The following is a 24,624-nucleotide window of genomic DNA, read 5'->3' on the forward strand; positions in this document are numbered from 1 at the left end:
AAGCGCTTAAAAAAACACTATCGAGAAAAAAATAGTGCCAGATCAACAAAAAAACAGTCGACAAGCACAGGCTCATCGGCTGTTTCTATCAATTTTGATTCAATTGTTTCTGGTACTGCAACGGTGATTGACCAACGGCTTCCTTAAAGACATGATGAAATGTTTTGACACTGGCAAAGCCAGCTTTTTCAGCGACTTCTGCCATCGGGATCTTTTCATTTGCCAAGATAAATTTGGCTTGATTGATACGGTATTCCGTCAAAAACTGCATGAAGGTCTTGCCAGTATTGGTTTTAAAGAAACGCGTGAAATAATGAGGACTAAACCCTACATGTCTTGCGGTGTCCTCCATCGTCAAGACTTCTTGGTAATGGGATTCGATGTACTCAAAGACATCATTCAGACGCTGCAAGGTTTCTTTGTATTGTGCGGCCGTTCGTTTTAGTGGATTGACGGCTCGTTTTCGCTTTGGCAAGCTTTGATAGCACTCCCCGATCAACTGGTAAAGCAGCCCGAGAGTCAAATAACGCTTCCCAACAACATTTTCCTCTTCCAACTGATACAACTCGATCAAGAGACCTGTTATTTTTTTCGTAAAACTCGCTGGCCAATTTTTGCTGTGGGGCTCCCCTTCTTCAAAGAGTGTCATCAAGGATACTTCATTTTCTCGCAGCAGCGGCTCTTCAAAAAGCTGCATATCAAATTGATAGACATAGCGTTCACTCTCAGGTGATGCAAGAAAGTAGTGGGGCTGCCCGCTGGAAAAAAGATATAGATCCCCTTCTTTCAACTCAATGATCGTATCGTCAACACCAATATTCACCGTGCCGCGCTTAGCGTAAATGATCTCGATTTCTTTATGGACATGGGGATAAACGATGGTCAAACCATCATTTAGAAACGTTCGAAAACGAAATTCACTTTCAAATTCAGGAATTTCAAGATACATACTCATGGCTGACCGACTCCTTCGCTCTATTCTTATTTATTATAAGCGAAAAATTGCCCAAGAGAAAACCTTTTCTCAGCCAATCATAGTTTCTTCTGCTTTTTTGTGGTATCGTATTCAAGAAAAGGAGTCTTGTTTATGAATTATTATGATCAACATCTGCATACATTTTTGTCTTTTGATTCAGATGAACAGTTTGAGAATTATCTAGCTTACCATCCTGCCTACTTCGTTGCGACAGATCATTTCGATTTGAAGAACCCCTATTCGGGATTCCGTGATGATATTCCTGACTATGAATTACTAGTAAATACCCACCAGAAGCTGCAAGAGACCACAGCGACGAAACTCTTAAAAGGCATCGAGATTGGTGTCGTGCCTGGTCAAGAACAAGAAATCTTGCGCTATCTTGAAAGCCATCCTTATGACTTGAAATTGATCAGTATCCATCAAAACGGTACCTTTGATTATATGGACGATGCCGTGTTGACGAAGGACAAATTTGCAGTCGCCAAACAATACTTTGACCAAATGGCCCACGTGTTGGACTCGTTTTCTGACGGGCATATCGTGACCCACTTTGATTATGGCTTGCGTCGTTTCCAATTTACAGCTGAGGAATTGGCCGCCCATTTTGAAACAGAGTTAACGACGATCTTCAAAAAAATCGTTGCCCGTGACTTAGCGATGGAAATCAACGCGAAGAGTTTTGGCCCCTATCAAAATGCCCACCTTTATCAATATGCTATCCCGCTGTATCAAAGTGTCGGGGGTAAATTGTTCACCCTCGGCTCTGATGCCCATAAAGCCAGTGATTATCGGTTAGATTTTGCAGCGATGAGCGATCTGCTGCGTTCCTTTGGTGTCAATCAATTAGCGGTATTTCAAGGTAGTGAACGGTTTATGGCGGATCTGCCTGCTAAATAGCGTCACCTTTGAATACACTCTACAACACATTTTCAATAAATGAACCAAAAACGGCGAACCCTAAAAGGATACGCCGTTTTTTCATTTTAAGACCATATTTACTTAGGTTATTCTGCTGCTAAAATATCTTCCTTGGCATGGATCATTTGAGTCAAAAAGTCACAATAAGGCGTTGGCACTTGGTACTTGCGGCCTTTTCGTGAAATTGCGCCATTGATATAATCGATCTCGGTTTTGCGATGATTATTGATCAAATCTTGATACATGGATGGATAGTGCATTCCGATGCCTTCTGGATCATAGGTTTCCTCAATATGGTGGACTACTTCGGATACATCCAGTTCAACAGATTCATGGGTAGCAACTGCCGCAAATTCTTCCACAATCGTTTGGACCATCGCACGCGCCGTTGAGGTTTGTCCGAATTGAGCAATATTCACATTTAAAATCGAACACAAACCATTTAGTGTGCCGTTGACACAGGCTTTGCGATAGATGGAGTAGCGAATGTTCTCAGAATAAGACGCATTTAACCCAGCATCAGCCAAGACTGCCGCTAATTGACGGGCATCTTCTTCTTTGCCCGGTTCGATATTTTGCAGTTCTACAGAACCATCCCCAAACAAGCGAACATTACCAGGACCAATCAAGTCCGCCGTCCAAATGGTATTTCCTAAAAAGATTTTATCCGTGCTGACATATTTTTCAATCGTGTCCTCATGACCGATCCCGTTTAATAAGCATAAGACTTTCGTTTGCTCTCCGATCATCGGTTTGATCGTTTGCATCATTTGATCCAGTTGCATCGCTTTAGTAAAGACCAGGATCAAGTCTGCTTGTACAGTCGTTGGGATCTCATTTTGCGAATAGATCGAAAAAGGGACTGCGATCTCTTCACCGTTTAAGTTCGCTCGTAATCCGTGTTCACGGATCGCTTCGATATGCGCCGGCCAGCCGTCGATCAACGTGACGTCATTTCCGCCTCTTTTTAGCATAATAGCAAAACGGCTGCCCATAGCACCTGCACCAGCAATAACAATTTTCATCTGAATTCCTCTTTCCTCTTCCACAATTAGGTATAGTTTACTCTAAAATCGTGAAATATGCGAGAGCCTTGCGTTTTTTCTCGATAGGAAAGAAAAAAGAACAATTGGAATAGTTAGATTTTTCAGATAATTAAAAAACGGTCGTTTCCAATTTTGTCCATTCAAAAAGTCGCACGGAAGATTGAAAACTTGACTGAGCGAAACCAGTTTTCGGACTCACGTGCGACCCTTCTATTCAATTATTTCCTGTGAAACAGTTGTCGTTTTAGGCAGTGACTGTTTCATTGTTTGTTGCAAAGTTTTTTAGCCGTTCAGCTTTTTCCGCTTCTGTGATCCCATGTTGTTCCACGTAACGGTTGTGTTCGTGGATGGCACAATCATAGCTACAGGCACCTAAATGGGCAGCTTGATTTTCTTCAGAAGTCAAAAATTGGCGATTGCATTCTGGGTTGGCACAGTTTACATAGCGCTCGCAAGGTGTGCCATCAAACCAGTCGCGACCGATAACTTTTTTATCCACATGATTGATTTCCACACTAATGCGTTCATCAAAGACGTACATTTTGCCATCCCAAAGCTCGCCTTGAACTTCTGGGTCATTCCCATAAGCAAAGATACCACCATGAAGTTGGGCCACATCATCAAAGCCTTCTCGCAGCAACCAGCCTGAGAATTTTTCACAACGGATACCACCAGTACAATAAGTAACGACTTTTTTATCCATAAATTTTTCTTTATTATCGATGATCCATTGCGGCAACTCACGGAAGCTGCGGATATCGGGACGAACGGCTCCCCGGAAATGGCCTAAGTCATATTCATAATCGTTACGGGCATCGATCACCACGGTATCTTCATCTAACAAAGCTTCTTTGAACCCTTTAGGATCTAAATATTTTCCAGTCATTTCTAATGGATCGATGTCATCTTCCAGGTTCAATGAAACCAATTCTTTGCGCGGACGAACGAATAGCTTTTTAAACGCATGTTCTTCTACTTCATCGATTTTATAAAAAATCCCTTTAAAACGGGGATCAGCTTCCATTTTTTCCATATAGCGATTTGTTGCTTCAACCGTTCCAGAAAGCGTGCCATTGATCCCTTCATTGGCTACTAAAATACGGCCCTTGATGCCAATTTCTTTTCCAAATGCTAAATGCTCCTTGGCGAAGCTTTCCGGATCTTCAATTGTTGTATATTTATAAAATAATAAAACGCGGTATGTCAAACCAATTCCTCCTTTTTTTGCACCCTACAGTATAGGTTATCACGTGACAAAAAACGAGTTTTATGCTTGTACCTTTTCACACAATCTTTTTCTTTGAGCAAACAGTGTCATGGATTGGTTTTATTGAGCTCTGCCACGAAAAAAGCTGTGACTTGATCCATCGTTTCTCCACGCACCAGATGGCGTTCTTCTCGCGAGATAAACTGCAGATTTGCTTCTGGATTTTCTGCCACAAAGGCTTCCACATCAGCATAAGGAATTTTCTCGTCTTGGGTACCATGCCAAAATAAAAGGGGACGCTGTCCTAATTTCTCTGGTTGAGAAGACAGATCGTAAGCATCCATCCAGCTTAAAAGCTGACCATAATCCTCGGGTACAAAGAACCCAGCAGCGCCGGCGTGCATTTGGATGCGGTCACGGTATTTCAACATGGAAGGAGAACCCATGATACAAGCTGCCGCTGTGATTTCTGGATGCTGGCACAATAAACCACACGTGGTCATCCCTCCCATGGAGACACCGCCAACTGCGATCTGACCGTTGACCAAACCAAGATTTTCAAAAAAATCGACTAAGTAAGAAAACTCAAATAGATTGGTTTGGATACTTTGCCAAAAAGTTAAAGAAGGAATCTCCGATAGCTGGGTCTTGCGCTCCCCATGATTGGCTGCATCTGGCAAGACCACCCGAAAACCTTCTCTAGCCAACTTTCTGCCTTGTGTCAACACTAATTCTTTGCTCGTCTGCCAACCATGATAGTAAATAATCAATGGCAGCGGTTCATAAATCATTTCTTCTGGTACGACTTCTAAGACCGGAATATTCCCGATTTTTCTTTTTCGAACAGCTAATTTCATTCTTTTCCACCTCAGCTTAAGTATACAAAAAGTCGCCAAAAGCGCCACTGATACGCTGTAAAAAAAGATCATACCCGAAGAGTATGATCCGTTTTTTCGTTTATGAATGTAAGACCGCTTCTCGAGCCAATGCCAAACAACCGAGCGTTCCAGCGTTGTCTTCCAATGCTGGGGTCACGATATATTTGCTTAACTCAGGTGTTTCGACATACCCATTGACCAATTTTGCAAATGCGTCATGGACGTTTTGCAGCATATGGCGTTGTTTCATCACACCACCGCCAAAAATGATCACATCTGGAGAAAACATCAAAGTTGTATTGTAGGCACATTGAGCAATATAGGAGGCTTCGATTTCCCAATAAGGATCATCTTCTGCAACCTCTTGTCCTTTTTTCCTTAAGCGTTTTTCGATGGCGGGTCCAGCGGCCATCCCTTCTAAACAGTTGCCATGAAATGGACAGCTGCCAGAAAAGTCATCTTTTGGATGAGGGACGACCAGCATATGCCCCATTTCTGGATGACTAAACCCTTCGATAAAGCGCCCTTCTTGTAAGGCACCGCCGCCAACACCTGTACCGATCGTATAGTAAACGACACTGCTTAATCCTTTGCCACTGCCGAAGACATACTCACCATAGGCAGCCGCATTGACATCTGTTGTCCAAGAAATCGGGATCGGAAATTCTTTTTTCATGGTACCGATGAAATCAAAATTTTGCCATGCCAATTTCGGGGTCGAGGTAATGTACCCATAAGTGGCAGAATCACGATGGATATCGATAGGCCCAAATGAGCCAATCCCAATCCCTGCTAAATCTGCTTGGTATTGTTTGAAGAAACCAATGACTAAAGGCATTGTTTCCTCAGGTGTCGTTGTCGGAAAGCTCACTCTTTCCTTGATCGTCATTTCTTCATCGCCAATGGCGCACACAAATTTTGTGCCGCCTGCTTCAATCGAACCGTATAACATGCACATCGCTCCTTTTTTTCTAACTACTTGCTGAACTTGACGCTGCGGCATCATCTGCTTTGACGCGATCGATGGCTACCACTAATGCAATGATCAGGTCATCTAGATCTTCTTCATAGATCACAACTTCATAGGTATCGCCCCAAGAGATCCATTTTTTGTGAATCTCTGCGATTCGCTTGCCATTGCGGTTGACCACAAAATCCATATCCCACCAATTGCCGTCCACATCGATGCCTTCTGCACTGATGGAATAGCGGGCTTTAAAAAATGTGAAATGTTTTTCTAAAACGATCGCTTCTTGGCCGTGGACTTCCACAAAAAATTTCGGTAATAAACTGAACACTTTTTTGGTGATCTCCGCGATCGGTCGCTGCTGCTCATTGAAGATCGTAAAACTTTTCGGGATCTTAAAAAAACTGCCTTCGACATAATAGCGAGGGTTTTGTAAGTCATCGGTCACGGTAAATTTTTCGCCGATGCTGAAAACCTTCTGTTTGATGTAAAGTTTCTTCAAATGCTACACTCCTTTCTCTTTGACATCGCCCGTATTGATCACCGGCTGAGTGCCTTTATCGGTAATGATCGACACCAATAAATTATTGATCAGTTGGACTTTGCGGTCATCTGTGAAATTGATGTCCTGTCCGTCTTCGATTTGTTCTAACGCCATTTGTGTCATGGAGACGGCTCCTTCAACAATGATTTGCCGTGCTGATAAAATTGCTTTAGCTTGTTGGCGCTGCAGCATCGCACTAGCGATCTCAGTCGCATACGCGAGGTGATTTAAGCGGGTCTCTATGACTTCGACCCCAGCAACAGCTAATCGTTCCTGCAATTCTTTTGCCAGCTCCTCCGAGACTTCACTTGTATTGCCTCGCAACGTCAGATCATCGTCATTGAACGTGTCATAAGGGTATTGCGTCGCAATATGACGAATCGCTGTTTCACTTTGGATCTCAATGAAGTCTTGGTAATAATCGACATCAAACAATGCTTTAGCGGTATCTACAACTTTAAATACCACCACTGCCGAGATCTCGATCGGGTTTCCGTCTGAATCATTGACCTTCAACAGCGAACTGTTAAAGTTGCGGACTTTCAATGAAACATTGATTTTTTGGGTTAATGGGGTTGTCACAAACAAGCCGTTGTCTTTAATGGTTCCTAAATATTGCCCAAAAAAGAGGATCGCTTTGGCTTGGTTGGGTTGTACGATCGTTAACGAACTAAGGAAAAGAAACGAAACGATCCATAAAAGAATACTGAGAACGATTTCGAGAACGCTCTCATTTACGAACCCATGATAAAACAAATAACCGCCGCCAACTAATAACCCGATTAGCACAACCAGTGCTAAATACCCATTCACATGAAATGTCTGTTTTTCTGTCATTTTTATTCCTTCCCTTCTTGCTCTTATCTTACCTTGGTTAAAGCCGCTGTGCAAATGTTCTTGCGCATATCAGCGACGATTCCCAATCAAGCTATTTTGTTTTCTACAACTTTCCCGTTACAATTAAGGTAGGACAAAATTTTTCACAAAAAGGAGTAATTCTTATGGCACAAAAAATTGACTTAGAAACGAGTAAATGGTCGTTGGAATCGATCATTAAAACGGTCGGCACCGATCTTTCCTCTGTTGTGGAGGTACAAAACAAAGACGGCATTGACGTTGTAGTGATCTCGAAAGACGAGTGGCAATATCTTTTGGAATTACTCGATGCGCGTCATGCAGAAGGCTATCGGTTAGAACAAGAGCTTCCTGAAGAAATTTTAATTGACGTTGCCGATACCGACAATCAGTATACAGAAGACGGCGAGTTAGAAATGGAACTGCCTGAACGTGTGCATCCAGCACCTGATTTTGAACTGGATTCAGAAGAAATCGTTGAAAGTGATGACGTACTAGATTAAATAAAAAAGCAAAACGGCCCCGGGCTCGTTTTGCTTTTTTTATAGCTCTTTTTCCTGCTTTTTGGTAATGACTGCTTGCAATCGTTCGATGGCAGGCTGCAATTCTTGTAGCGCCTCTTCTTCGGGTTCTAACTCTGCACACCGTTGCAGTCGCTCTAACCACATTTCTGGTTCTTTGACGCCCAACTGGCCAATGGCCCAATAAGCCGTTCCTCGAATCACTGGGCGCACGTCTTCTGTCGCACAGCGCCAAATCGCTGGCAAGGCACTGCGGTCTCCCACATTGGCTAAGGCGATGATGGCATTACGCTGCAACGGTTTTTTCCCCCGCCAAGAGCCAGATAGATGGCCAAATTGTGCTTTGAAGGCTTTGTTTGATAAAGACAGCATCGGTTGCAGTTTTGGATAAACGGTATCGACTTCAGGCTCCATCTCTTGATGAAAATGGAAGTCTTTCCCCCGATTATAAGGGCAGACCAGCTGACAAATATCGCAGCCGTAAATCACGTTATGCATCTTTTTGCGGTACTCTTCTGGCATCATACCCTTCGTCTGGGTTTGATAGGACAAACAGCGCTGGGCATTCATTCGACCATCGCCCAATAACGCTTTGGTGGGGCAAGCCGTCACACAACGCATGCAATCACCACAACCAAACGGGACTTCTTCATCTGGTTCGAGAGAGATATTGGTGACGATCTCCCCTAGATAAACAAACGAACCAAATTCTTCCGTAATCAGCAAGCCATTACGACCGATAAAGCCAAGACCCGCCCGCTGCGCTGCCGCCACATCCACCAATTCCCCTGTATCGACTTGTGGTGCGAAACGCCATTCGACTTGTTCTTCCATCGTTTGCGCTTGTTCTTTGATAAAGGCGATTAAGCGATCCAACCGTTCTCGCAAAATATCATGGTAATCGATGCCCCACGAGGCACGGGCAAACATGCCGCGTTTTTCATCCCGCGGGACTTTCTCTTTGATTTTTGTCGGATAAGCTAAAGCGATCGCAATGATCGTTTGCGGATTTTCAAATGTCCGTTCAGGATAGATACGCTCTTCGATCACAGGATGCTCAAAACCAGACGTATGGCCTTTGGCTTTTTGTTCCCGCAAGGAAGGCTCCAATGCCAAAAACGGCTCCGCTGAAGCAAACCCGATCTTGTCGATGCCAAGCCGCTTGCTTTCTGCAATAATTTTTTCTTTTAAAGACATGCACGCTACCCTCTTTTGTCCGCTAAGCATCTGCTTCTCGGCTTTTTCTCTTCCCCTATTATACGTAAGCACCTGAAAAAAGTCGATGGTGCGGTTTGTTCCCCCCGTTTTTTTCTTTCTTTAAAAGAACACGTGTTGATTGTTTAAGATTTTAATTAATTTTATCGTTATTTTCCTCGCAACGATTGCATTGCCTTTTTCGAATGCTAGACTAGATAAAGGAATTAGAAAGAAATGAACAAATGAAATGGAGATGCTTATGACTCAATTACCCACCGGCTTGACTGCAGCAGAAGTCGCCAAGAAAACCCAAGAGGGGTTGCACAATGATTATGAAACAAAAACCAGTAAATCAACTGCTGCGATCATCAAAGACAATTTACTGACATTATTCAATTTTCTCAATCTATTGATTGGCGTTTTTTTATTTGCCGTAGGCGCCTATTCCAACATGTTCTACTTAGCGATTATTTTTGTGAATATCACCATTGGGATCAGCCAAGAATTGCACGCGCGTAATTTAGTAAAAAAACTCTCACTTGTTTCACCGCAAACGGTACGAGTGATTCGAGATGCCCAAATCCATGAGATTTCAGCCAAAGAATTGGTCTTAGAGGACGTAGTTATTCTTGGTGCTGGGGACCAAATCCCCGCTGATATGACGGTGCTTTCTGGACTAGTCGAAGTCAATGAAGCGATGCTGACTGGTGAAGCCGATCTGGTTGTCAAAGAAGCAGGTGCTTCCTTACTCTCAGGGAGTTTCATCGTCAGCGGTGAAATGACAGGAACAGTCCTTCATGTCGGTGCAGAAAACTACGCAGCGAAACTAAGCAATGAGGCAAAGGTCCACAAACCGATCCGCTCTGAGCTGCTTGCTTCGATCCGTAGTGTATCCAAATTCACCAGCTATGTAATCGTTCCTTTAGGGGTGATTTTGTTCTTCCAAGCCTTTATGATGCGAGATGCTGGGATCAAGGAATCCGTCGTCGTTTCTGCCGCTGCCTTATTAGGAATGTTACCAAAAGGACTTGTCCTGCTGATCAGTATCGCCTTGACGACAGGTGTCATTAAATTGGCAAAAAAACGGATTTTGGTCCAAGACATGTATGCCGTTGAAACCTTAGCGCATGTCGATACCCTTTGTCTGGATAAGACGGGGACGTTGACGGAAGGCCATATGGTTCTCGAATCGATCGTTCCTCTCCAAGCCGACAGCGACCCTAACATGCTCTTAGGGAATTATTTGGCAGCCAGTACGGATAACAATTTGACGATGCAAGCATTGCGTCAAGGCTGTCCTGAGCTAACGGATCATCAGCCGATCGACGTCGCTGCCTTTTCTTCACAGCGCAAATGGGGTGCTGTGGCTTTTGAACATCTAGGAAATGTCTATCTTGGTGCACCTGAAAAAGTCGCCGGCTCTGCTGCCTTGCCGCAAGTCATAGAAGCGCAAGAAGCTGGTCTACGGGTGTTGATTTTAGCCGTAGAAACTGATCCAAAAACGCCAACATCCTTTGACCCAACCAACGCACAAGCGGTGGCTGTCTTGATTTTATCCGATATCATCCGCCAAAACGCAGAAGAAACCTTGGCTTACTTAGCGGATCAAGGCATCGATCTAAAAGTGATCTCTGGCGATAATCCAATAGCTGTCGCAGCGATCGCCCATCGTGCAGGCCTAGCGAATGCCGATCAAGCCATCGATCTTTCTACCTTAACGACCGAAGCAGAAGTCCGAGAAGCTGCGACACGCTATACGGTCTTTGGTCGTGTGACTCCTGAACAAAAGAAACTACTCGTTCAAGAATTAAAAGCCAATCAACGGACCGTTGCCATGACGGGTGATGGCGTCAACGATGTGTTGGCACTACGGGAAGCCGACGTCAGCATTGCAATGGCTGCTGGCGACAGTGCGGCTCGTCAAATCGCTAACTTTGTCTTATTGGATTCTGACTTTACTACGTTGCCAGATGTTTTATTTGAAGGACGCCGCGTCGTCAATAACGTGACCAAAGCGTCGGGAATCTTCTTTATCAAGACGATTTACAGCTTCTTGCTCTCTTTGGTTTGTATCCTGACATCCAGCGCCTTTCCGTTCTTGCCGATCCAAATCACATTGATCGACTTAGCAATTGAAGGTTATCCATCTTTCTTCCTTTCCTTTGAAGAAAACAAAGCACCGATCAAAGGTCGTTACTTGCCGACAGTCTTGCTCAATGCGTTGCCAAATGCCTTGTTGGTGTTAGTCAATTACTTTGCGATCCGCTTTTTACAAACCGACTACGGTTGGTCGCAATTTGATACGACGACCTTGTTGTACTATTTGTTGATCGGGATCAGCTGTATCGCTGTGATTCGCGCTTGCTTGCCATTAAATCCATTGCGATTGTTCTTAGCGATTACCACTACCGTGGGGATCTATGTCGCAGCAATGCTTTTCCACGGATTGCTGGAAGTCGGTTTCTTGACCTCCGTAACATTGCCTTACTTCCTTGGCATGATGGCATTGAACATCTGCCTGTACGTGGGGCTTTCTTTCCTAACGAAGCGCTTTTCAGCCAAAATGCTTGTTAAACAATCCTAACCAATTCTGCCGCATCGTCTTTCTTTATCCAGAAAGACGATGCGGTTTTTTTGTCCTCTCCATAGGTGCAACCATACAAGAAGAAAGAAATTTGGTATACTGAACCTGTAGGCGGTTTCAACAAGGACGGTGTTTCTTTGGAAAAGGCAACCCCCTTGTCAAACAGCCAAATTTAATCAGAAAGTGTTGGTGAAATTGGATGAAAAAAAGTATTTTACTCGTTTCTCACAGTCAGCAACTCACCGAAGGATTAAAACAGATGATCGAAGAAATGGCTGATGGCGAGTCAGTCACGATCTATTCTTTAGGCGGGACAGCAGAAGGAGAGCTGGGTTCTGACGCCACGAAAATCGTGGATGCCGTCAACGAATCCGCAGATGCTGAACTGATCTTAGTCTTTGCCGATCTAGGCAGTGCCGTTTTGAATGCCGAACTTGCTTACGACATGCTGGAACCTCAGCAACAAGAACGCTATCACCTGATCGACGCGCCGCTGGTGGAAGGTGCCTTTGCTGCAGCAATCACCGCTGGTTTTAGTGATGATTTGGCGCAAATCGTTGCAGAAGCAAAAAAAGCAGCCGAGAAAGGATGGCATGAAGCATGAAAAAAATCATTAATGATCCCTCAATGATCGTAGAAGAAATGTTGGCTGGTATCGTAGGCAGTTATCCTGAACTGGTCCATCAAGTCGCCGACTCACGGGTGATCGCTAAGAATAATCAAAAAGAACAAGTCGGTCTTGTTTCTGGCGGTGGGAGCGGACATGAGCCGGCCCATGCTGGCTTTGTCGGTGATGGGATGCTTAGCGCCGCCGTTTTAGGCGATGTCTTCACCTCCCCGACCCCCGACCAGATTTTGACGGCTATCCAAGATTCTGATCAAGGACAAGGCGTCTTGTTGATCGTCAAAAACTATACTGGCGATATCTTGAACTTTGAGATGGCCAAAGATATGGCAGAAATGGAAGAGATCACGACGGAGATCGTGGTCGTGGATGATGATATCGCTGTTGAAAACAGCACCTATACTGCTGGCAAACGAGGAGTTGCCGGTACGGTTTTAGTCCATAAGATTTTAGGCGCAGCTGCTCGTAATGGTGCCAGCTTAAGCGAATTAAAAACACTGGGCGATGCCTTGGTTGCATCGATCAAAACCATTGGGGTCGCATTAAAAGCGGCAACAGTTCCTGAAGTTGGGAAACCAGGTTTTGACTTAGCCGATGATGAGATCGAGTATGGCGTGGGCATCCACGGCGAACCTGGTTACCGTCGTGAAAAACTGAAACCCTCACGTGAACTAGCACAAGAGTTGGTGGAAAAAATCTTGGCGGATTATGAAAAGACCCCAGAAAAAGTCGGTGTCTTGATCAACGGTATGGGTGGTACGCCGCAAATGGAGCTGTTCGTTTTTGCCAATGATGTCGCGAAATTACTCGCAGAAAAAGACATCCCTGTCTCCTTCCATAAAGTCGGCAATTTCATGACTTCCATCGATATGCAGGGACTTTCACTGACCTTGATCGACTTCAGCGAAACGGATCACACCGATGCGTTAAATGAAGCCGTCACAACAATAGCCTGGTAAAGGAGCGAATAGAGATGCAATTGACAACAGAAACGGTGCAAGCATGGTTAGATACCTTCACAAAAGAAATCGAAGCAAACAAAGCCTATTTGAGCGATTTAGATACACCGATCGGCGACGGAGACCATGGCAACAATATGGCACGCGGCGTAGCTGCTTATCAAGAAGCTTATGCCAAACAACAGCCAACGACGATCAGTGATACCTTTAAAGTCTTCTCGATGGCAATGATCTCAAAAGTCGGCGGCGCTTCAGGTCCCCTTTATGGTTCGGCGTTTATGAATATGACTAAAGCAACGAAGGAACTAGAAACGATCGACTCCTTTGAACAATTAGGTACGATCGTTGAAGAAGGCTTGACCGGCATCAAAATGCGGGGAAAAGCTGAGTTTGAGGATAAGACCATGATCGATGTCTGGCAACCTGTCGCAGAAGCCTTGAAAAAAGGTGAATTGACCAAAGACACGATCGAAGCAGCGAAAGAACATACCAAAGAACTCGTTGCTAAAAAAGGCCGCGCCTCTTATGTTGGTGAACGTGCCATCGGTCATATCGATCCCGGATCGGCTTCTAGTGCGATTTTGTTTGACTCACTATTAACGGTGATAGAAAAGAATTAAAAAACGCTGCTCTTACAAAGCACCGTTTAAGACAAAAGACAAACCTTATGATTACGTAAGGTTTGTCTTTTTCTTGCTTATTCCTCTTGTAAAATCGTTTGGGCAACTAGCTTCACGTATTGATCCATGCCATCTGGATTTGGATGGACCCGATCTTCATAGAACCATGACTCTTGGTCATTACTCAAATCATACCAATCGATCAAGGTCATATTGTCGTATTTTTCCGCCATGCGTTCCAACATCCGATTGACTTCATTTTGCCAACGCTGTGTCGGTACCCGCACATTGATCCAGTAGACTTTGCGATCACCGATCTCATTCATAAAGCTGTCAAATTGGGCTTCTGTAAAGGAACCATTCGTCCCTAGCCCCACAAGGACGGTATCCCGCAAAAGATTTTTTTCTTTCAAGTCTTTGATCAATTCAGGGCTCGCATACAGCTGGCGCCCAACATCCCCATCAACTACCGCTTGGGTAAAGACTTCTTTCAAGTCAGCCGTTGCATCCAGCATCACGGAATCACCAAAAGCCGTGATTTCAAGAGATTCTGCTTTTTTCACTTGAGCTGCTGTTAAATCATATTTTTCCATGATATTTTTTTCATCTTCACTCGTGCTCGCCTCATCGTCTGCTTCATTGCCTTCAGCATTCGCATTCTTTTGCGATTGCTCTGCCGCTTTTTTATTGGCCGCAATGTTGTCTTTCAACTGCTGCTGCTGGGCATCGACATAATTCGTCGGTGCGGTCACGACGCCAAACAAAGCAACGAGTGTAATCAGTAAGCTGGGCACTAACCACGGTTTTTTCCAACTAAAAATTGGTTTGCTGAACCAGCCGCGGACCGTTCTGAATGTATCTTTGTACTGGAATTTACGCATTGGGTTTTCGATAAACCGATAGGACAATTCACTGATAAACAAGATCAAGAATAGTTCCACTAACGTGTGCATCAGCACGTTCTCCCCGATATTCCCCACTTTTGCTTCGTAAAAAATCATCACTGGAAATTGATACAAATAAATCCCATAACTACGCTTGCCGATATAACTGAAAATCGGATTACTCAATACCCGGTTCAAGCTGGCTCCGGGATGAGCGGTGACTGCCACAAGAATCGTACATAGGATACTGATCAAGAACATGCCGCCATAATAGACAAAGGTCAAATGATCATCTAAGAAAAAGAACGCTGCGATCAGACCAGCCAAGGAAGCAAAGCCAGAGATATTCAAGACCCGTTTGGCTTTTTGCGGTATCTCTTTCTTCAAATGGGTACTTGGCCAAATGAATGCTAAGGCACTCCCCATCCAGATCGAAAAGAGCCGCGTATCCGTTCCATAATAGACCCGTGTCGGATCAGCGCCTGGTGTGTAAAGGACTGCTAACAGAATTGCCGACAAAATCGTGACTGCGGCAGTAAATTTAAAGGCGCGATGCCTCTGCTTGCCGATTTTCATCAACAAAATAAACACTAAAGGCCAAATCAGATAGTTCTGTCCCTCTACAGCCAGCGACCACAGATGGGTAAAGGGGGATTCATTACCGAACCGATCAAAATAGGATAACCCATGATTGATCTGCCACCAGTTGTTGTAATACAGCAACGAGCTAACAAAAACCCCGCGCAAATTATTCAACAGGTTTCGCTGGAACAACGTGATATATGCTGCTGAGATAAGCAGCATCACCACCATTCCTGGATAGAGCCGTTTCATCCGCCGAACATAAAAATCTTTGACTTTGATTTTGCCGTTTTGATCCCACTCTTGCCTCAGCAAGTCAGTGATTAAATAACCTGATACGACAAAGAATACTGGAACTCCTAAATACCCGCCTCGCATATGAGTAGGTAGTAAATGATATAAAATAACGCCGATGACTGCCAAGGTTCGAATGCCGTCAAACCCGGTAATATAGCGGCTTGTGCTTAAACGTTTATTCATTTTTCAACCACTTTTCTCTAATTGATCCAATTGTTTCATAAAAAAACAATTTCAGCATGAACGCTATTGATTCCATACTCTCATAATTTACCAGAAATCCCCCATATAAAGCTAGCAACATCTGCTATATTTCAAAAAAATTAATTTTTGACGAAAAAAAAGTACTTCTATAAAGAAATACTTTTTTCAACTCCTTTTTTACAGTTCTTCTTCATAAAACCGCCCCAAAATCTGGACATTTTCCGCAATACTAACAAAGGCTTTTGGATCGGCTTCTTTCATAGCACTGCGCAGCATCGGCAGTTCAAAGCGTGTGACTACCGTCAGCAAAACCGTTTGTTTGTCATGCTTGTAGGCCCCTTCGGCTTCATTGATGATGGTAATGCCTCGCCGCATATGTTTTTGGATCGTTTGAATGACTTCTTCTGGGTTGCGAGTGATGATCGTCACCTGCATTTTCTTTTGCTTCGTAAAGACCGCATCCGTCACTTTTCCACTGACAAAAATCGCGATCGCACTATACAACGCATATTGCCAGCCAAACAAGATTCCGGCGGCGAACAAAATAACAATGTTAAAGAAAATCGATATCGAGCCGATCGTCTTCCCTGTCCGTTTGCGGATGGCAATGCTGACAAAATCCAGCCCACCGGAAGAAAGACCATTCTTCAAGGCATAGCCGATCCCCACTCCATTGATGGCACCACCAAAAATCGCACAGATCATCGGGTCCGTCGTGACGGTTTCTTCTGGCAAAATTTGCACGAATAAGGATGTCAATAAAACAGTGATTCCAGTAAAGATCGTAAATTTGTGGCCGATCTTAAACCAGCCAAGAAAAAATAATGGCACATTCAACAATAATAGCGCAAGGGATAAGGGGATATAAAACCCGATCCATTCTCTTGAGATCGTAGTAATGATCTGAGCGACACCGGTAATGCCGCTGGAATAAATATTGCCCGGCTGATAGAAAAAATTGACCGCAATCGATGCCAGCAGTGCGTACACGATTGAGAATGAAAGTTTGTTGGCATATTCCGGATGAGGGAGCCATTTAAACAGAGGAGTCATTGCATTTTATAGCCTCACTTTTTTGATTTGCCTTTATTATACTTCAGCACATAAAAAAAGAAACGAGCAATGAAAGAAATGGGTGAATTCTCATGAACTTTTTTCATTCATTCACCAATTTCTATTTCATCACTCATTTCATCATAGGTTTAACGCTTATTCGTTTTCTTCAACCGTTGTTACATCAATGCTCAAGTCAAACAGTTGCATTGGTGAAACGGTACTTGGTGCTTGTGACATTGGATCAGCCGCTTTCCCATTTTTAGGGAAGGCAATGACTTCGCGAATGTTTTCTTCACCAGCCAAGAGCATCACTAACCGGTCTAACCCAAGGGCGATGCCGCCATGTGGTGGGAAACCATAATCCAAAGCATCCAATAAGAAGCCAAATTGATTTTGCATCTCGCGACGTGAGAAGCCTAGCGCTTCAAACATTTGCTCTTGCACTTCCCGTGTATGGATACGCAATGATCCGCCACCTAGCTCGTAACCGTTTAGCACGATATCGTAGGCTTGCGCATAGACCTTTGAAGGGTCTGTCGTTAACAACGGCAGATCGCTTTCTTTTGGCAATGTGAACGGATGGTGAGCAGAAACATAGCGACCTGCTTCTTCATCGTATTCAAATTGCGGCCAGTCAGTAACCCATAGGAAGTTGAATTTGCTCTCGTCGATCAAGCCTAATTCTTTTCCTAATTTATTACGAATCGCACCTAACGTTGCTGAAACGATCTCAAAGGAATCGGCACCAAACATCAGAATATCGCCAACTTCCGCATTGGCTGCTGCAATAATCGCGTCGGTTGCTTCCGTCAAGAATTTAGCGATCGGTCCTTTCAATCCATCTTCTTCAACTTTGACCCATGCCAATCCTTTGGCACCAAATTGGCCAGCGTAATGGCCTAGATTGTCCATGTCTTTTCTTGAGTATTTGTCTGCAGCCCCTTTGGCGTTCAAGACTTTCACAACGCCGCCTTTTTCAAGAGCCATTTGGAAGACTTTAAAATCAACGTCTTTCACAACTTCTGATAAGTCGATAAGCTCCATGTCAAACCGTGTATCTGGTTTGTCACTGCCGTAGCGTCCCATTGCCTCATCATAGGTCATCCGTGGGAATGGCAAGGTAACTTCGATGCCTTTGACTTCTCGCATCACTTTTGCCAATAGCTCTTCCGTATAGGTTTGGATTTCTTCTGCCGTCAAGAAAGAGGTTTCGATATCGACTTGGGTAAATTCTGGTTGACGGTCGCCCCGCAAATCTTCGTCACGGAAGCAACGTACGATTTGATAGTAGCGATCGAAGCCGGCGCCCATCAATAACTGTTTAAAAATTTGTGGTGATTGCGGCAACGCATAGAAATGACCTGGATAGATCCGTGAAGGAACCAAATAATCCCGCGCGCCCTCTGGTGTTGATTTTCCTAGATAAGGTGTTTCGATATCCAAGAAGTCATTCGTGTCTAAGAAATTGCGGATCGCTTGCGTCGTTTTCGCCCGCATCACGATGTTGTTCGTCATTTTTGGACGACGCAAGTCTAAATAACGGTATTTCATGCGAATCTCGTCGCCAACGGTTTGATCATCTTCAATCAAAAAGGCTGGTGTTTTTGCAGTGTTTAAAATCGTGATTTCGCTGATCATCACTTCATAGGCACCTGTCACCATTTTCGGATTGATGGCTTCTGGTGCACGATTGATTACTTGACCTGTTACTTCTAATACATATTCGCTGCGGCATTTGTCCGCGATTTCCCAGGCTTCTTTCGAAACCTCAGGATTGAAGACGATTTGCACGATCCCTTCTCGGTCGCGCAAGTCAATAAAGATCACGCCCCCTAAGTCACGGCGCTTTTGCACCCAGCCTTTTAGAGTTACTGTCTGGTTTAAATGGGTCTCATTTACTAACCCGCAATATACTGTACGTTTTGTCATTCTTTTTCTCCTCACTCAAACATTTTGGTTGTCATTTCATCGTAGATCTCATCGAAGCGGGCATAAAGATCCGCTAACGGAAATTGTTTTTCTTCACGGCTTGCCATGGATTTGATATTGATCACTTGTTCTGCTAATTCTGTTTCGCCTAGAGTCAGAACCAACCGTGCTCCTTGTTTATCAGCAGATTTAAACTGGGCTTTGGCTTTACGATCCATGAAATCACGATCGGCAGAAAAACCGAAATTACGAATCGCTTGCACGACTTTCAGCGCTTCTAAATTGGTTTCTTGTCCCAAACCAACCACATACGCATCTAACTCATTCAAAGCAGGAATCACAACTTCTTCGGCTTCCATAGTGATCAATAAACGTTCGATCCCTAAAGCAAAACCAAAACCAGGTGTTTCTGGTCCGCCTAGCTCTTCCACTAAATGATTGTAACGACCGCCGGCACAGATGGTGGCTTGCGCCCCCATTTTTGGTGCCTCACTCATGATCTCAAAAATCGTGTGGGTATAATAATCCAAACCGCGCACCATATTTGAATCGATCTCATAAGGGATCTCCAACGCATCCAGCATATTCGTTACAGTTTCAAAATGTGCCTTGGCATCTGGTGTTAAGTAGTCTAGGATCGATGGTGCATCCGCCACGAATTTTTGGTCACGCTTGTCTTTGCTGTCAAGGACCCGCAAAGGATTTTCATGCAAGCGGCGTTTTGAATCCTCACTAAGCTCCGCTTCATGAGGCGCTAGATAGTCGATCAACGCTTGCCGATAGTTTTGGCGTGTTTCTTTATCGCCTAATGAATTGATGACCAAGCGCAATTGACTCAGTCCTAATTGACGATAAAAATCCATTGCCATCGCCATTGTCTCAACATCGGTCGCTGGATTTGCTGAACCGAAAACTTCGACACCGATTTGGTGGAATTGACGCAAACGGCCTTTTTGCGGACGTTCATAACGGAACATTGGTCCCATGTAGAACACTTTATAAGGCTTCGTATGTTCTGGTCCGAATAGTTTGTTTTCGACATAAGAACGAGCGATCGGTGCGGTGCCTTCTGGACGCAACGTCACATGACGCTCTCCTTTATCGTAGAAATCATACATTTCTTTTGAAACGATATCCGTTGTGTCCCCGACACTGCGGGCGATCACTTCAAAGTGCTCAAAAATCGGTGTCCGAATTTCGTTGAATTGATAATCGCGAAACACTAAGCGTGCTGTTTCTTCCACAAATTGCCATTTTTCGGATTCTCCTGGCAAAATATCGTTGGTTCCTTTTGGACGTTGGTAACTCATCGTATGCATCCTCCTATTTGTTTCATGGTTGCCCATGTTCTTTGCTTTCATTACTTGTTTGCTTATTCACCTATTGCTTGTTGCTCATTGATGTGGGTGGGTTGTTCTCGTGTTTGACTTTTGGGTTATTGCGCTCTTTGCCGTTGGTTGCTGGTCATCATTTCGTTGGCTTCGACTGCAATTGAACAAAGCAAAAAATACCAAGTACAGCTTTCATGTCTCACTTCTTACGCCAATCATAGTGATTCCTAGTTCGGTTACTACGCTCCCTGCACTCGCCTAGTACTGTTCATCATCTGCTCTGTTCCGCTTTGCGGACCAGTCATTGTGATTCCTAGTTTGGTTACTACGCTCCCTGTGGTCGCCTAGTACTGTTCATCATCTATTCTGGCTTGCTCCGCAAGCCAATCATAGTGATTCACAGCAAAAAACTCGCCCTTGTTTTTTTATACAAGGGCGAGTTTTGATTACACGCGGTACCACCTAAATTCGAGAAATATTCTTCTCCTTCGCTCGATTAACGCTCGGTCACGGAACAGCTTTTCTTCTGTTCATCTCCAGATTGTCTTTCCTTTACACGTCCTAAACTGCTTTCAGCCGGGGCAGTTTTCTCTTTTAAGGAATAGAATAAAGTACTCGATCCTTCACTGATTTTTGATATTATCTATAAACTACAAGAAAGCTATGAAAAAGTCAAGGTGTTTCACTGTCTTTTTCACTCCGCTGCTCTCTAGTAGCATTTTCTCAAGTGGTCAACAGAAAGAAGCTCTCCTTCTGTTTGCTTTTCTTCCTTTTTGCGTTATGCTGAATAACGAAGGTTTTGTTTCTATGAAAGGAGCTGTTTTTATGTCTTTATATTCAGGCTATATCCGTCAACCACACTACTATGAGACCGATCAAATGGCGATCATCCATCACGCCAATTATATCCGCTGGTTTGAAGAGGCCCGCGTGGAATTACTCGCGTTTTTGGATTTACCGTATCATACCATCGAAGAAGCGGGCTTGATCGTTCCCGTGCTGGAAGTCAGTGCGCAATACAAAACGATGATTCGTTACGAAGATGAGGTGCGAATCGATGTTTTGGTCGACAAATATACTGGCACGCGTTTGGATTTTCGCTATGAGATCTACAAAACTAGTGATGGTCAGTTGGCAACGACGGGGACTTCAAAGCATTGTTTTTTAGCAAAAGAGACCAATCGCATCGTGCAGCTGAAGCGTAGTTTTCCTGAAATCCATCAACGATTTGCTGATTATGCTGCCCTGTCAGGGGAATAATCAATTCTGATCACTCATTTAAGTCAAAATCCTTGCTTTTTGAAACGGCTTTCGTATAATCAAAAGTAATTTCAGGGAAGGATGATGGCGATGTACGTGATTAAAGTTTTGCATGGTTACATTGGCAAAGATGGTCGTCGCACTCGTGAAAAAATTCCAGACAAGTTATGGGTCTTTGAAGATCGGAAGCAGTCCGAAGCATTTGCAGATAAAATTGGTGGTCGCGTCAAACCGTTAACTGAAGTCAAACAGCATACGTAAAGAAATAAGCCGTTATCGTCTTTTGCGCATAGACGATAGCGGCTTATCTTTTTTACTGCGAAACAGGATTAGTCATCTAATTCGGTTTCTAGTACTTCACCTGTTTGGGCATTGATTTTCACATCTGTTTGTTTGTTGCCATCTTCTACTTTTACTTCCCAATAGGTTACATTCATTTCTTTGTCTAATGACCAATCTGTTGCTTGACCACCGCCAGCTTCTTTCACGGCGATATCAGAAATTTCTTCCAATGAAAGCAAGTTGGTTAGGTCCAATTGATCGGCATCTTTTTTGACACCGTTTTGTTCATCGGCATCCAATTTTTCCGTTCTTTCTTCAGAAGTTTCTTTGGTTTCTGAATCGATCTTTAATTCAAACTCATTCGTGTCATCCACGCCTTCTACTTGGTAGAAGTAATTGCCAAAAGAAGTATCCAAATCAATCGAAGTGATCGCTGCATCTGGGTATTTGTCTTGGAATATTTGGATCGCTTCTTTTACGGTCACCGTAGGTAAGCCGCCGTTGGCGATCGCTGCACTGCTTGAAGAGCTGTCTGTTGCTTGTGACGACGTTGTTTCACTTGATGAGGCAACTGCTGTGCTTGAGCTGCTGTTTTGCGCAGGTTCTGAATTTCCAGTGTTGTTTTGTGTACATCCTGCCAGTAATCCTAATGCGGCAATTCCGAATAAAATAGTTGTTTTTTTCATGTTTCATTCCTCCAATTGTTTGTGTATTCCTTTTTTCTATATATTTAGAATAACAAGTTCCTCATGAAAAAGAATCAAAAATGCTTGAAGAAAATCTAAAAAAATCTTCATCTTTCTCTTTCATTTGGAAAGGCAAGTTTAAAGATACTGCCTTGCGGTTGATTGTCTGTCACGGTAATTTTGGCATGATACTTGTCTGCCAGCTGTTTTACCAATGAAAGCCCGATGCCTGAACCAGCAATCTGGCTGGAACGAGAATCTTCTACTCGATAGAACCGTTCGAAAATCAAGGCTTTCTTGTCATCGGGAATCCCAATGCCAAAATCGGCGACGGTCAAAGACATCTGTCTCTGCTCTTGTGTCAAGGTCACATGAATCGGCTGATCAGCAGGCGAATACTTCGCGGCATTTTCTAACAGGTTTTGGATGATTTGCTGGAAGTCACGCTTATGCCCACGTTTCATACATTGGTTCTCCACAAAATATTCAATCGATTGCGGAACGATCGTCGCTTGTTTTTCACACTCTTCTCGGACGATCTGGGAAACATCAACAAGGGTCATTTCATCTGGGGATTGATTTTTTTCTAGGTCCAACAATTGATTGCTCAATGTTTCCAAACGCTTCGACTCTTTGTCGATAAACGCCATTGAGGAAGGAATGACTTCGGGATGTTTGGTTCCACGCCGCTGGATCAATTGGACATGTCCGCGAATCGCAGCTAAAGGTGTTCGCAGCTCATGGGAAGCATCGGCAACGAATCGTTTTTCCCGTTCGATCGTCTCACGCTGTTCTTTCAACAATTTATTGAAAGCCAAGGCCACCGAACGAATCTCGATGGGTTCTTCAGACACTGACAATTCTCCTTGTCGGCTTTGTTCAATGGCAGCAATTTCTTGCGCCATGCCGGTAAGTTTCTGACTCCATTTCCCGACACTCCAATAAATCAGCAGGCTGCCAATCACAACAGCGATCAGATTCAAGAAACTGCTGATCATAAAGAGACCATAGGCTAATTCCACACTATCCTCCCCATTGATAGCGATCGTCACCTGATCCCCATCGACTTCTTGGGTTTTCGTGTAATAGATGCCATCCTCTGTAAAAACGATGTCTTCGAGAAATGGCATCACTCGTCCTTGATTGATATCGGCAAAAATCTCTTCCGCATCTTCTGATGAAACGACACTGCCATCGGCTAAGATCACTTGCAGGGCGTCTTCTTCATCTGCCGAAACATAGGCATTGACGAGAGTGTCCCAGGTATCCCCTGATGCCTCGCCTTTTTCGATGGCTTCAAGAATGTTGCTGGCACGATTTTCGATATGCTCAAACAAATAACCTACGGATAATAAAATAAACAGCAGATTGAAGAGAATCAGCAGACCAAAGAGTATCAAGGAAAAGCGGCTCGTCAATTGAAACTGGGCTGTTTTTCTACGTTGGTTGACTGACTTATTCTTCATGGTCGGTCCTCAAGACATAGCCTAATCCTCGAACGGTTGCGATCATTTTGCCTTTGCCGCAAACATCCAGCTTGTTCCGCAGTGTACGGATATAGACATCTACAACATTTGTTTGACCGTCGTATTCATAACCCCAAATCTCATTCAATAGGTCATCTCTGGTTTTGACGACCTCGGGTTCTTTCATCAATTCATATAAAATCCCAAACTCTTTGGGCGTCAATTCGATGGTCTCTCCAGCAATTTGAACCAAGTGCTTGGCGATGTCCATCATCAACTCCCCCGCCACTAATTGGTTTTGCTGGTTCTTTTGTTGTTGGGCTTCTCTTTGCAGCCGCCGCTCGATCACGCGAATTCTGGCAAACAGTTCTTCGATTTCAAAAGGTTTCGTTAAATAATCATCTAACCCAACATCAAGCCCCGTCACCACATCGGCGGTTTGATTTCTGGCGGTCATCATCAAAATCGGGATGTCGCTTTCTTTGCGTATCCGCCGCGCCACTGTGATGCCATCATAGATTGGCAGCATCCAATCCAATAAAATCAGATCAAAAGCATTTGCTTGCTGATTGAACAAGGTCAATGCCTCTTGCCCATCTTTGGCCCAGACCGTGCCATATCCCTCAAAAGTCAATTCGGACTGGATAAAACTGGCTAAACTTTCTTCGTCTTCTACTAGCAAGATCTTCAAAGTCATATGCGCTCCTCCTCTGGTTTTGCTTCTATCATAACGGATTTTTTCAAAAC

23 protein-coding genes and 1 other annotated feature are annotated in these 24,624 nt (G+C 44.0%); of the genes, 8 read left to right on the plus strand and 15 right to left on the minus strand.

The window, feature by feature from the left end:
• Positions 1-88: 88 nt before the first annotated feature.
• Positions 89-955: an AraC family transcriptional regulator gene (locus IGK61_RS14910; protein ID WP_074536785.1), complete on the minus strand. Its 867-nt coding sequence runs from the start codon at positions 953-955 to the stop codon at positions 89-91.
• A gap of 132 nt (positions 956-1,087) precedes the next feature.
• Between IGK61_RS14910 and IGK61_RS14915 the strand changes: the two genes are divergently transcribed.
• Positions 1,088-1,876, plus strand: coding sequence for a PHP domain-containing protein (locus tag IGK61_RS14915; protein ID WP_074536786.1), 789 nt, complete (start codon positions 1,088-1,090; stop codon positions 1,874-1,876).
• Positions 1,877-1,983: 107 nt separating this feature from the next.
• Here the strand turns inward: IGK61_RS14915 and IGK61_RS14920 are convergent, their stop codons facing one another.
• The 6 genes from IGK61_RS14920 to IGK61_RS14945 all read right to left on the minus strand — a co-directional run bounded on the left by IGK61_RS14920 (position 1,984) and on the right by IGK61_RS14945 (position 7,376).
• The gene (locus tag IGK61_RS14920; protein ID WP_008379573.1) at positions 1,984-2,922 is read right to left on the minus strand and encodes a 2-dehydropantoate 2-reductase; all 939 of its coding nucleotides are present in this window, start codon (positions 2,920-2,922) and stop codon (positions 1,984-1,986) included.
• 265 nt (positions 2,923-3,187) lie between these two features.
• Positions 3,188-4,150, minus strand: a complete 963-nt coding sequence (gene trhO / locus IGK61_RS14925) for an oxygen-dependent tRNA uridine(34) hydroxylase TrhO (RefSeq protein ID WP_074536787.1) — start codon at positions 4,148-4,150, stop codon at positions 3,188-3,190.
• A gap of 107 nt (positions 4,151-4,257) precedes the next feature.
• Positions 4,258-5,007, minus strand: a complete 750-nt coding sequence (locus IGK61_RS14930) for an alpha/beta fold hydrolase (RefSeq protein WP_008379569.1) — start codon at positions 5,005-5,007, stop codon at positions 4,258-4,260.
• 100 nt (positions 5,008-5,107) lie between these two features.
• A complete protein-coding gene (gene scrK, locus IGK61_RS14935) occupies positions 5,108-5,980 on the minus strand; it encodes a fructokinase ScrK (RefSeq protein WP_074536788.1) in 873 nt (290 codons plus the stop codon).
• 19 nt (positions 5,981-5,999) lie between these two features.
• On the minus strand, positions 6,000-6,497 hold the full coding sequence (locus IGK61_RS14940; protein ID WP_005233908.1) for an LURP-one-related/scramblase family protein: 498 nt from the start codon (positions 6,495-6,497) through the stop codon (positions 6,000-6,002).
• Between the two features lie 3 nt (positions 6,498-6,500).
• Positions 6,501-7,376: an SPFH domain-containing protein gene (locus tag IGK61_RS14945; RefSeq protein ID WP_008379560.1), complete on the minus strand. Its 876-nt coding sequence runs from the start codon at positions 7,374-7,376 to the stop codon at positions 6,501-6,503.
• 164 nt (positions 7,377-7,540) lie between these two features.
• Between IGK61_RS14945 and IGK61_RS14950 the strand changes: the two genes are divergently transcribed.
• Positions 7,541-7,897 carry a hypothetical protein gene (locus tag IGK61_RS14950; RefSeq protein ID WP_074536789.1) on the plus strand — a complete coding sequence of 119 codons (357 nt, stop codon included), beginning with the start codon at positions 7,541-7,543 and terminating at the stop codon, positions 7,895-7,897.
• A gap of 39 nt (positions 7,898-7,936) precedes the next feature.
• On the opposite strand, the gene queG is transcribed toward IGK61_RS14950, so the two are convergent.
• On the minus strand, positions 7,937-9,112 hold the full coding sequence (queG, locus tag IGK61_RS14955; RefSeq protein ID WP_034872140.1) for a tRNA epoxyqueuosine(34) reductase QueG: 1,176 nt from the start codon (positions 9,110-9,112) through the stop codon (positions 7,937-7,939).
• Between the two features lie 259 nt (positions 9,113-9,371).
• Here queG and IGK61_RS14960 point away from each other — a divergent pair, with 259 nt between their 5' ends.
• The 4 genes from IGK61_RS14960 (at position 9,372) to dhaL (ending at position 13,900) form a co-directional block, all read left to right on the plus strand.
• Positions 9,372-11,696 (plus strand): HAD-IC family P-type ATPase, encoded by a 2,325-nt coding sequence (locus IGK61_RS14960; RefSeq protein WP_074536790.1) that lies wholly within the window; start codon positions 9,372-9,374, stop codon positions 11,694-11,696.
• Positions 11,697-11,895: 199 nt separating this feature from the next.
• Positions 11,896-12,300, plus strand: coding sequence for a dihydroxyacetone kinase phosphoryl donor subunit DhaM (gene dhaM / locus IGK61_RS14965; protein WP_005228160.1), 405 nt, complete (start codon positions 11,896-11,898; stop codon positions 12,298-12,300).
• Positions 12,297-13,280, plus strand: coding sequence for a dihydroxyacetone kinase subunit DhaK (gene dhaK, locus IGK61_RS14970; protein ID WP_010750002.1), 984 nt, complete (start codon positions 12,297-12,299; stop codon positions 13,278-13,280). The genes dhaM and dhaK overlap by 4 nt, the downstream gene beginning before the upstream one ends.
• A gap of 14 nt (positions 13,281-13,294) precedes the next feature.
• A complete protein-coding gene (gene dhaL, locus IGK61_RS14975; RefSeq protein ID WP_016609484.1) occupies positions 13,295-13,900 on the plus strand; it encodes a dihydroxyacetone kinase subunit DhaL in 606 nt (201 codons plus the stop codon).
• Between the two features lie 77 nt (positions 13,901-13,977).
• Here dhaL and IGK61_RS14980 read toward each other — a convergent pair whose 3' ends face one another.
• The 4 genes from IGK61_RS14980 to hisS all read right to left on the minus strand — a co-directional run bounded on the left by IGK61_RS14980 (position 13,978) and on the right by hisS (position 20,162).
• Entirely contained in the window at positions 13,978-15,846 is a 1,869-nt protein-coding gene (locus tag IGK61_RS14980) for an acyltransferase family protein (RefSeq protein ID WP_074536791.1), read from the minus strand.
• 198 nt (positions 15,847-16,044) lie between these two features.
• The gene (locus IGK61_RS14985; RefSeq protein ID WP_005233887.1) at positions 16,045-16,920 is read right to left on the minus strand and encodes a YitT family protein; all 876 of its coding nucleotides are present in this window, start codon (positions 16,918-16,920) and stop codon (positions 16,045-16,047) included.
• A gap of 156 nt (positions 16,921-17,076) precedes the next feature.
• A complete protein-coding gene (gene aspS / locus IGK61_RS14990; RefSeq protein WP_074536792.1) occupies positions 17,077-18,852 on the minus strand; it encodes an aspartate--tRNA ligase in 1,776 nt (591 codons plus the stop codon).
• An 11-nt stretch (positions 18,853-18,863) separates the two neighbouring features.
• Positions 18,864-20,162 carry a histidine--tRNA ligase gene (gene hisS, locus IGK61_RS14995; protein WP_034857522.1) on the minus strand — a complete coding sequence of 433 codons (1,299 nt, stop codon included), beginning with the start codon at positions 20,160-20,162 and terminating at the stop codon, positions 18,864-18,866.
• Between the two features lie 449 nt (positions 20,163-20,611).
• Positions 20,612-20,819, minus strand: a binding site (T-box leader).
• A gap of 189 nt (positions 20,820-21,008) precedes the next feature.
• Here hisS and IGK61_RS15000 point away from each other — a divergent pair.
• Positions 21,009-21,443: an acyl-CoA thioesterase gene (locus IGK61_RS15000; RefSeq protein ID WP_008379539.1), complete on the plus strand. Its 435-nt coding sequence runs from the start codon at positions 21,009-21,011 to the stop codon at positions 21,441-21,443.
• A gap of 90 nt (positions 21,444-21,533) precedes the next feature.
• On the plus strand, positions 21,534-21,704 hold the full coding sequence (locus tag IGK61_RS15005) for a hypothetical protein (RefSeq protein ID WP_008379536.1): 171 nt from the start codon (positions 21,534-21,536) through the stop codon (positions 21,702-21,704).
• Between the two features lie 68 nt (positions 21,705-21,772).
• On the opposite strand, the gene IGK61_RS15010 is transcribed toward IGK61_RS15005, so the two are convergent.
• The 3 genes from IGK61_RS15010 to IGK61_RS15020 form a co-directional block, all read right to left on the minus strand.
• A complete protein-coding gene (locus IGK61_RS15010; RefSeq protein WP_074536793.1) occupies positions 21,773-22,411 on the minus strand; it encodes a PepSY domain-containing protein in 639 nt (212 codons plus the stop codon).
• A gap of 107 nt (positions 22,412-22,518) precedes the next feature.
• Positions 22,519-23,877 (minus strand): sensor histidine kinase, encoded by a 1,359-nt coding sequence (locus IGK61_RS15015; protein WP_074536794.1) that lies wholly within the window; start codon positions 23,875-23,877, stop codon positions 22,519-22,521.
• Positions 23,867-24,574 (minus strand): response regulator transcription factor, encoded by a 708-nt coding sequence (locus IGK61_RS15020; RefSeq protein WP_074536795.1) that lies wholly within the window; start codon positions 24,572-24,574, stop codon positions 23,867-23,869. Before IGK61_RS15020 ends, IGK61_RS15015 begins: the two co-directional genes overlap by 11 nt.
• Between the last annotated feature and the right edge of the window lie 50 nt (positions 24,575-24,624).

It is taken from the genome of Enterococcus sp. AZ063, from assembly GCF_051715045.1.
Taxonomy (GTDB): Bacteria; Bacillota; Bacilli; order Lactobacillales; family Enterococcaceae; genus Enterococcus_D; species Enterococcus_D casseliflavus.

What these genes read in the sequence shown, in the direction of transcription:
- IGK61_RS15005 (WP_008379536.1), top strand. Translation starts at nt 21,534, where the DNA reads ATGTACGTGATTAAAGTTTTGCATGGTTACATTGGCAAAGATGGTCGT.
- IGK61_RS14960 (WP_074536790.1), top strand. Translation starts at nt 9,372, where the DNA reads ATGACTCAATTACCCACCGGCTTGACTGCAGCAGAAGTCGCCAAGAAA.
- hisS (WP_034857522.1), bottom strand. Translation starts at nt 20,162, where the DNA reads ATGAGTTACCAACGTCCAAAAGGAACCAACGATATTTTGCCAGGAGAA.
- IGK61_RS14945 (WP_008379560.1), bottom strand. Translation starts at nt 7,376, where the DNA reads ATGACAGAAAAACAGACATTTCATGTGAATGGGTATTTAGCACTGGTT.
- IGK61_RS14950 (WP_074536789.1), top strand. Translation starts at nt 7,541, where the DNA reads ATGGCACAAAAAATTGACTTAGAAACGAGTAAATGGTCGTTGGAATCG.
- IGK61_RS15020 (WP_074536795.1), bottom strand. Translation starts at nt 24,574, where the DNA reads ATGACTTTGAAGATCTTGCTAGTAGAAGACGAAGAAAGTTTAGCCAGT.
- dhaL (WP_016609484.1), top strand. Translation starts at nt 13,295, where the DNA reads ATGCAATTGACAACAGAAACGGTGCAAGCATGGTTAGATACCTTCACA.
- IGK61_RS14910 (WP_074536785.1), bottom strand. Translation starts at nt 955, where the DNA reads ATGAGTATGTATCTTGAAATTCCTGAATTTGAAAGTGAATTTCGTTTT.
- dhaK (WP_010750002.1), top strand. Translation starts at nt 12,297, where the DNA reads ATGAAAAAAATCATTAATGATCCCTCAATGATCGTAGAAGAAATGTTG.
- IGK61_RS15010 (WP_074536793.1), bottom strand. Translation starts at nt 22,411, where the DNA reads ATGAAAAAAACAACTATTTTATTCGGAATTGCCGCATTAGGATTACTG.
- aspS (WP_074536792.1), bottom strand. Translation starts at nt 18,852, where the DNA reads ATGACAAAACGTACAGTATATTGCGGGTTAGTAAATGAGACCCATTTA.
- IGK61_RS14985 (WP_005233887.1), bottom strand. Translation starts at nt 16,920, where the DNA reads ATGACTCCTCTGTTTAAATGGCTCCCTCATCCGGAATATGCCAACAAA.
- queG (WP_034872140.1), bottom strand. Translation starts at nt 9,112, where the DNA reads ATGTCTTTAAAAGAAAAAATTATTGCAGAAAGCAAGCGGCTTGGCATC.
- IGK61_RS15015 (WP_074536794.1), bottom strand. Translation starts at nt 23,877, where the DNA reads ATGAAGAATAAGTCAGTCAACCAACGTAGAAAAACAGCCCAGTTTCAA.
- IGK61_RS14980 (WP_074536791.1), bottom strand. Translation starts at nt 15,846, where the DNA reads ATGAATAAACGTTTAAGCACAAGCCGCTATATTACCGGGTTTGACGGC.
- IGK61_RS14920 (WP_008379573.1), bottom strand. Translation starts at nt 2,922, where the DNA reads ATGAAAATTGTTATTGCTGGTGCAGGTGCTATGGGCAGCCGTTTTGCT.
- IGK61_RS14915 (WP_074536786.1), top strand. Translation starts at nt 1,088, where the DNA reads ATGAATTATTATGATCAACATCTGCATACATTTTTGTCTTTTGATTCA.
- dhaM (WP_005228160.1), top strand. Translation starts at nt 11,896, where the DNA reads ATGAAAAAAAGTATTTTACTCGTTTCTCACAGTCAGCAACTCACCGAA.
- IGK61_RS14930 (WP_008379569.1), bottom strand. Translation starts at nt 5,007, where the DNA reads ATGAAATTAGCTGTTCGAAAAAGAAAAATCGGGAATATTCCGGTCTTA.
- IGK61_RS15000 (WP_008379539.1), top strand. Translation starts at nt 21,009, where the DNA reads ATGTCTTTATATTCAGGCTATATCCGTCAACCACACTACTATGAGACC.
- scrK (WP_074536788.1), bottom strand. Translation starts at nt 5,980, where the DNA reads ATGTTATACGGTTCGATTGAAGCAGGCGGCACAAAATTTGTGTGCGCC.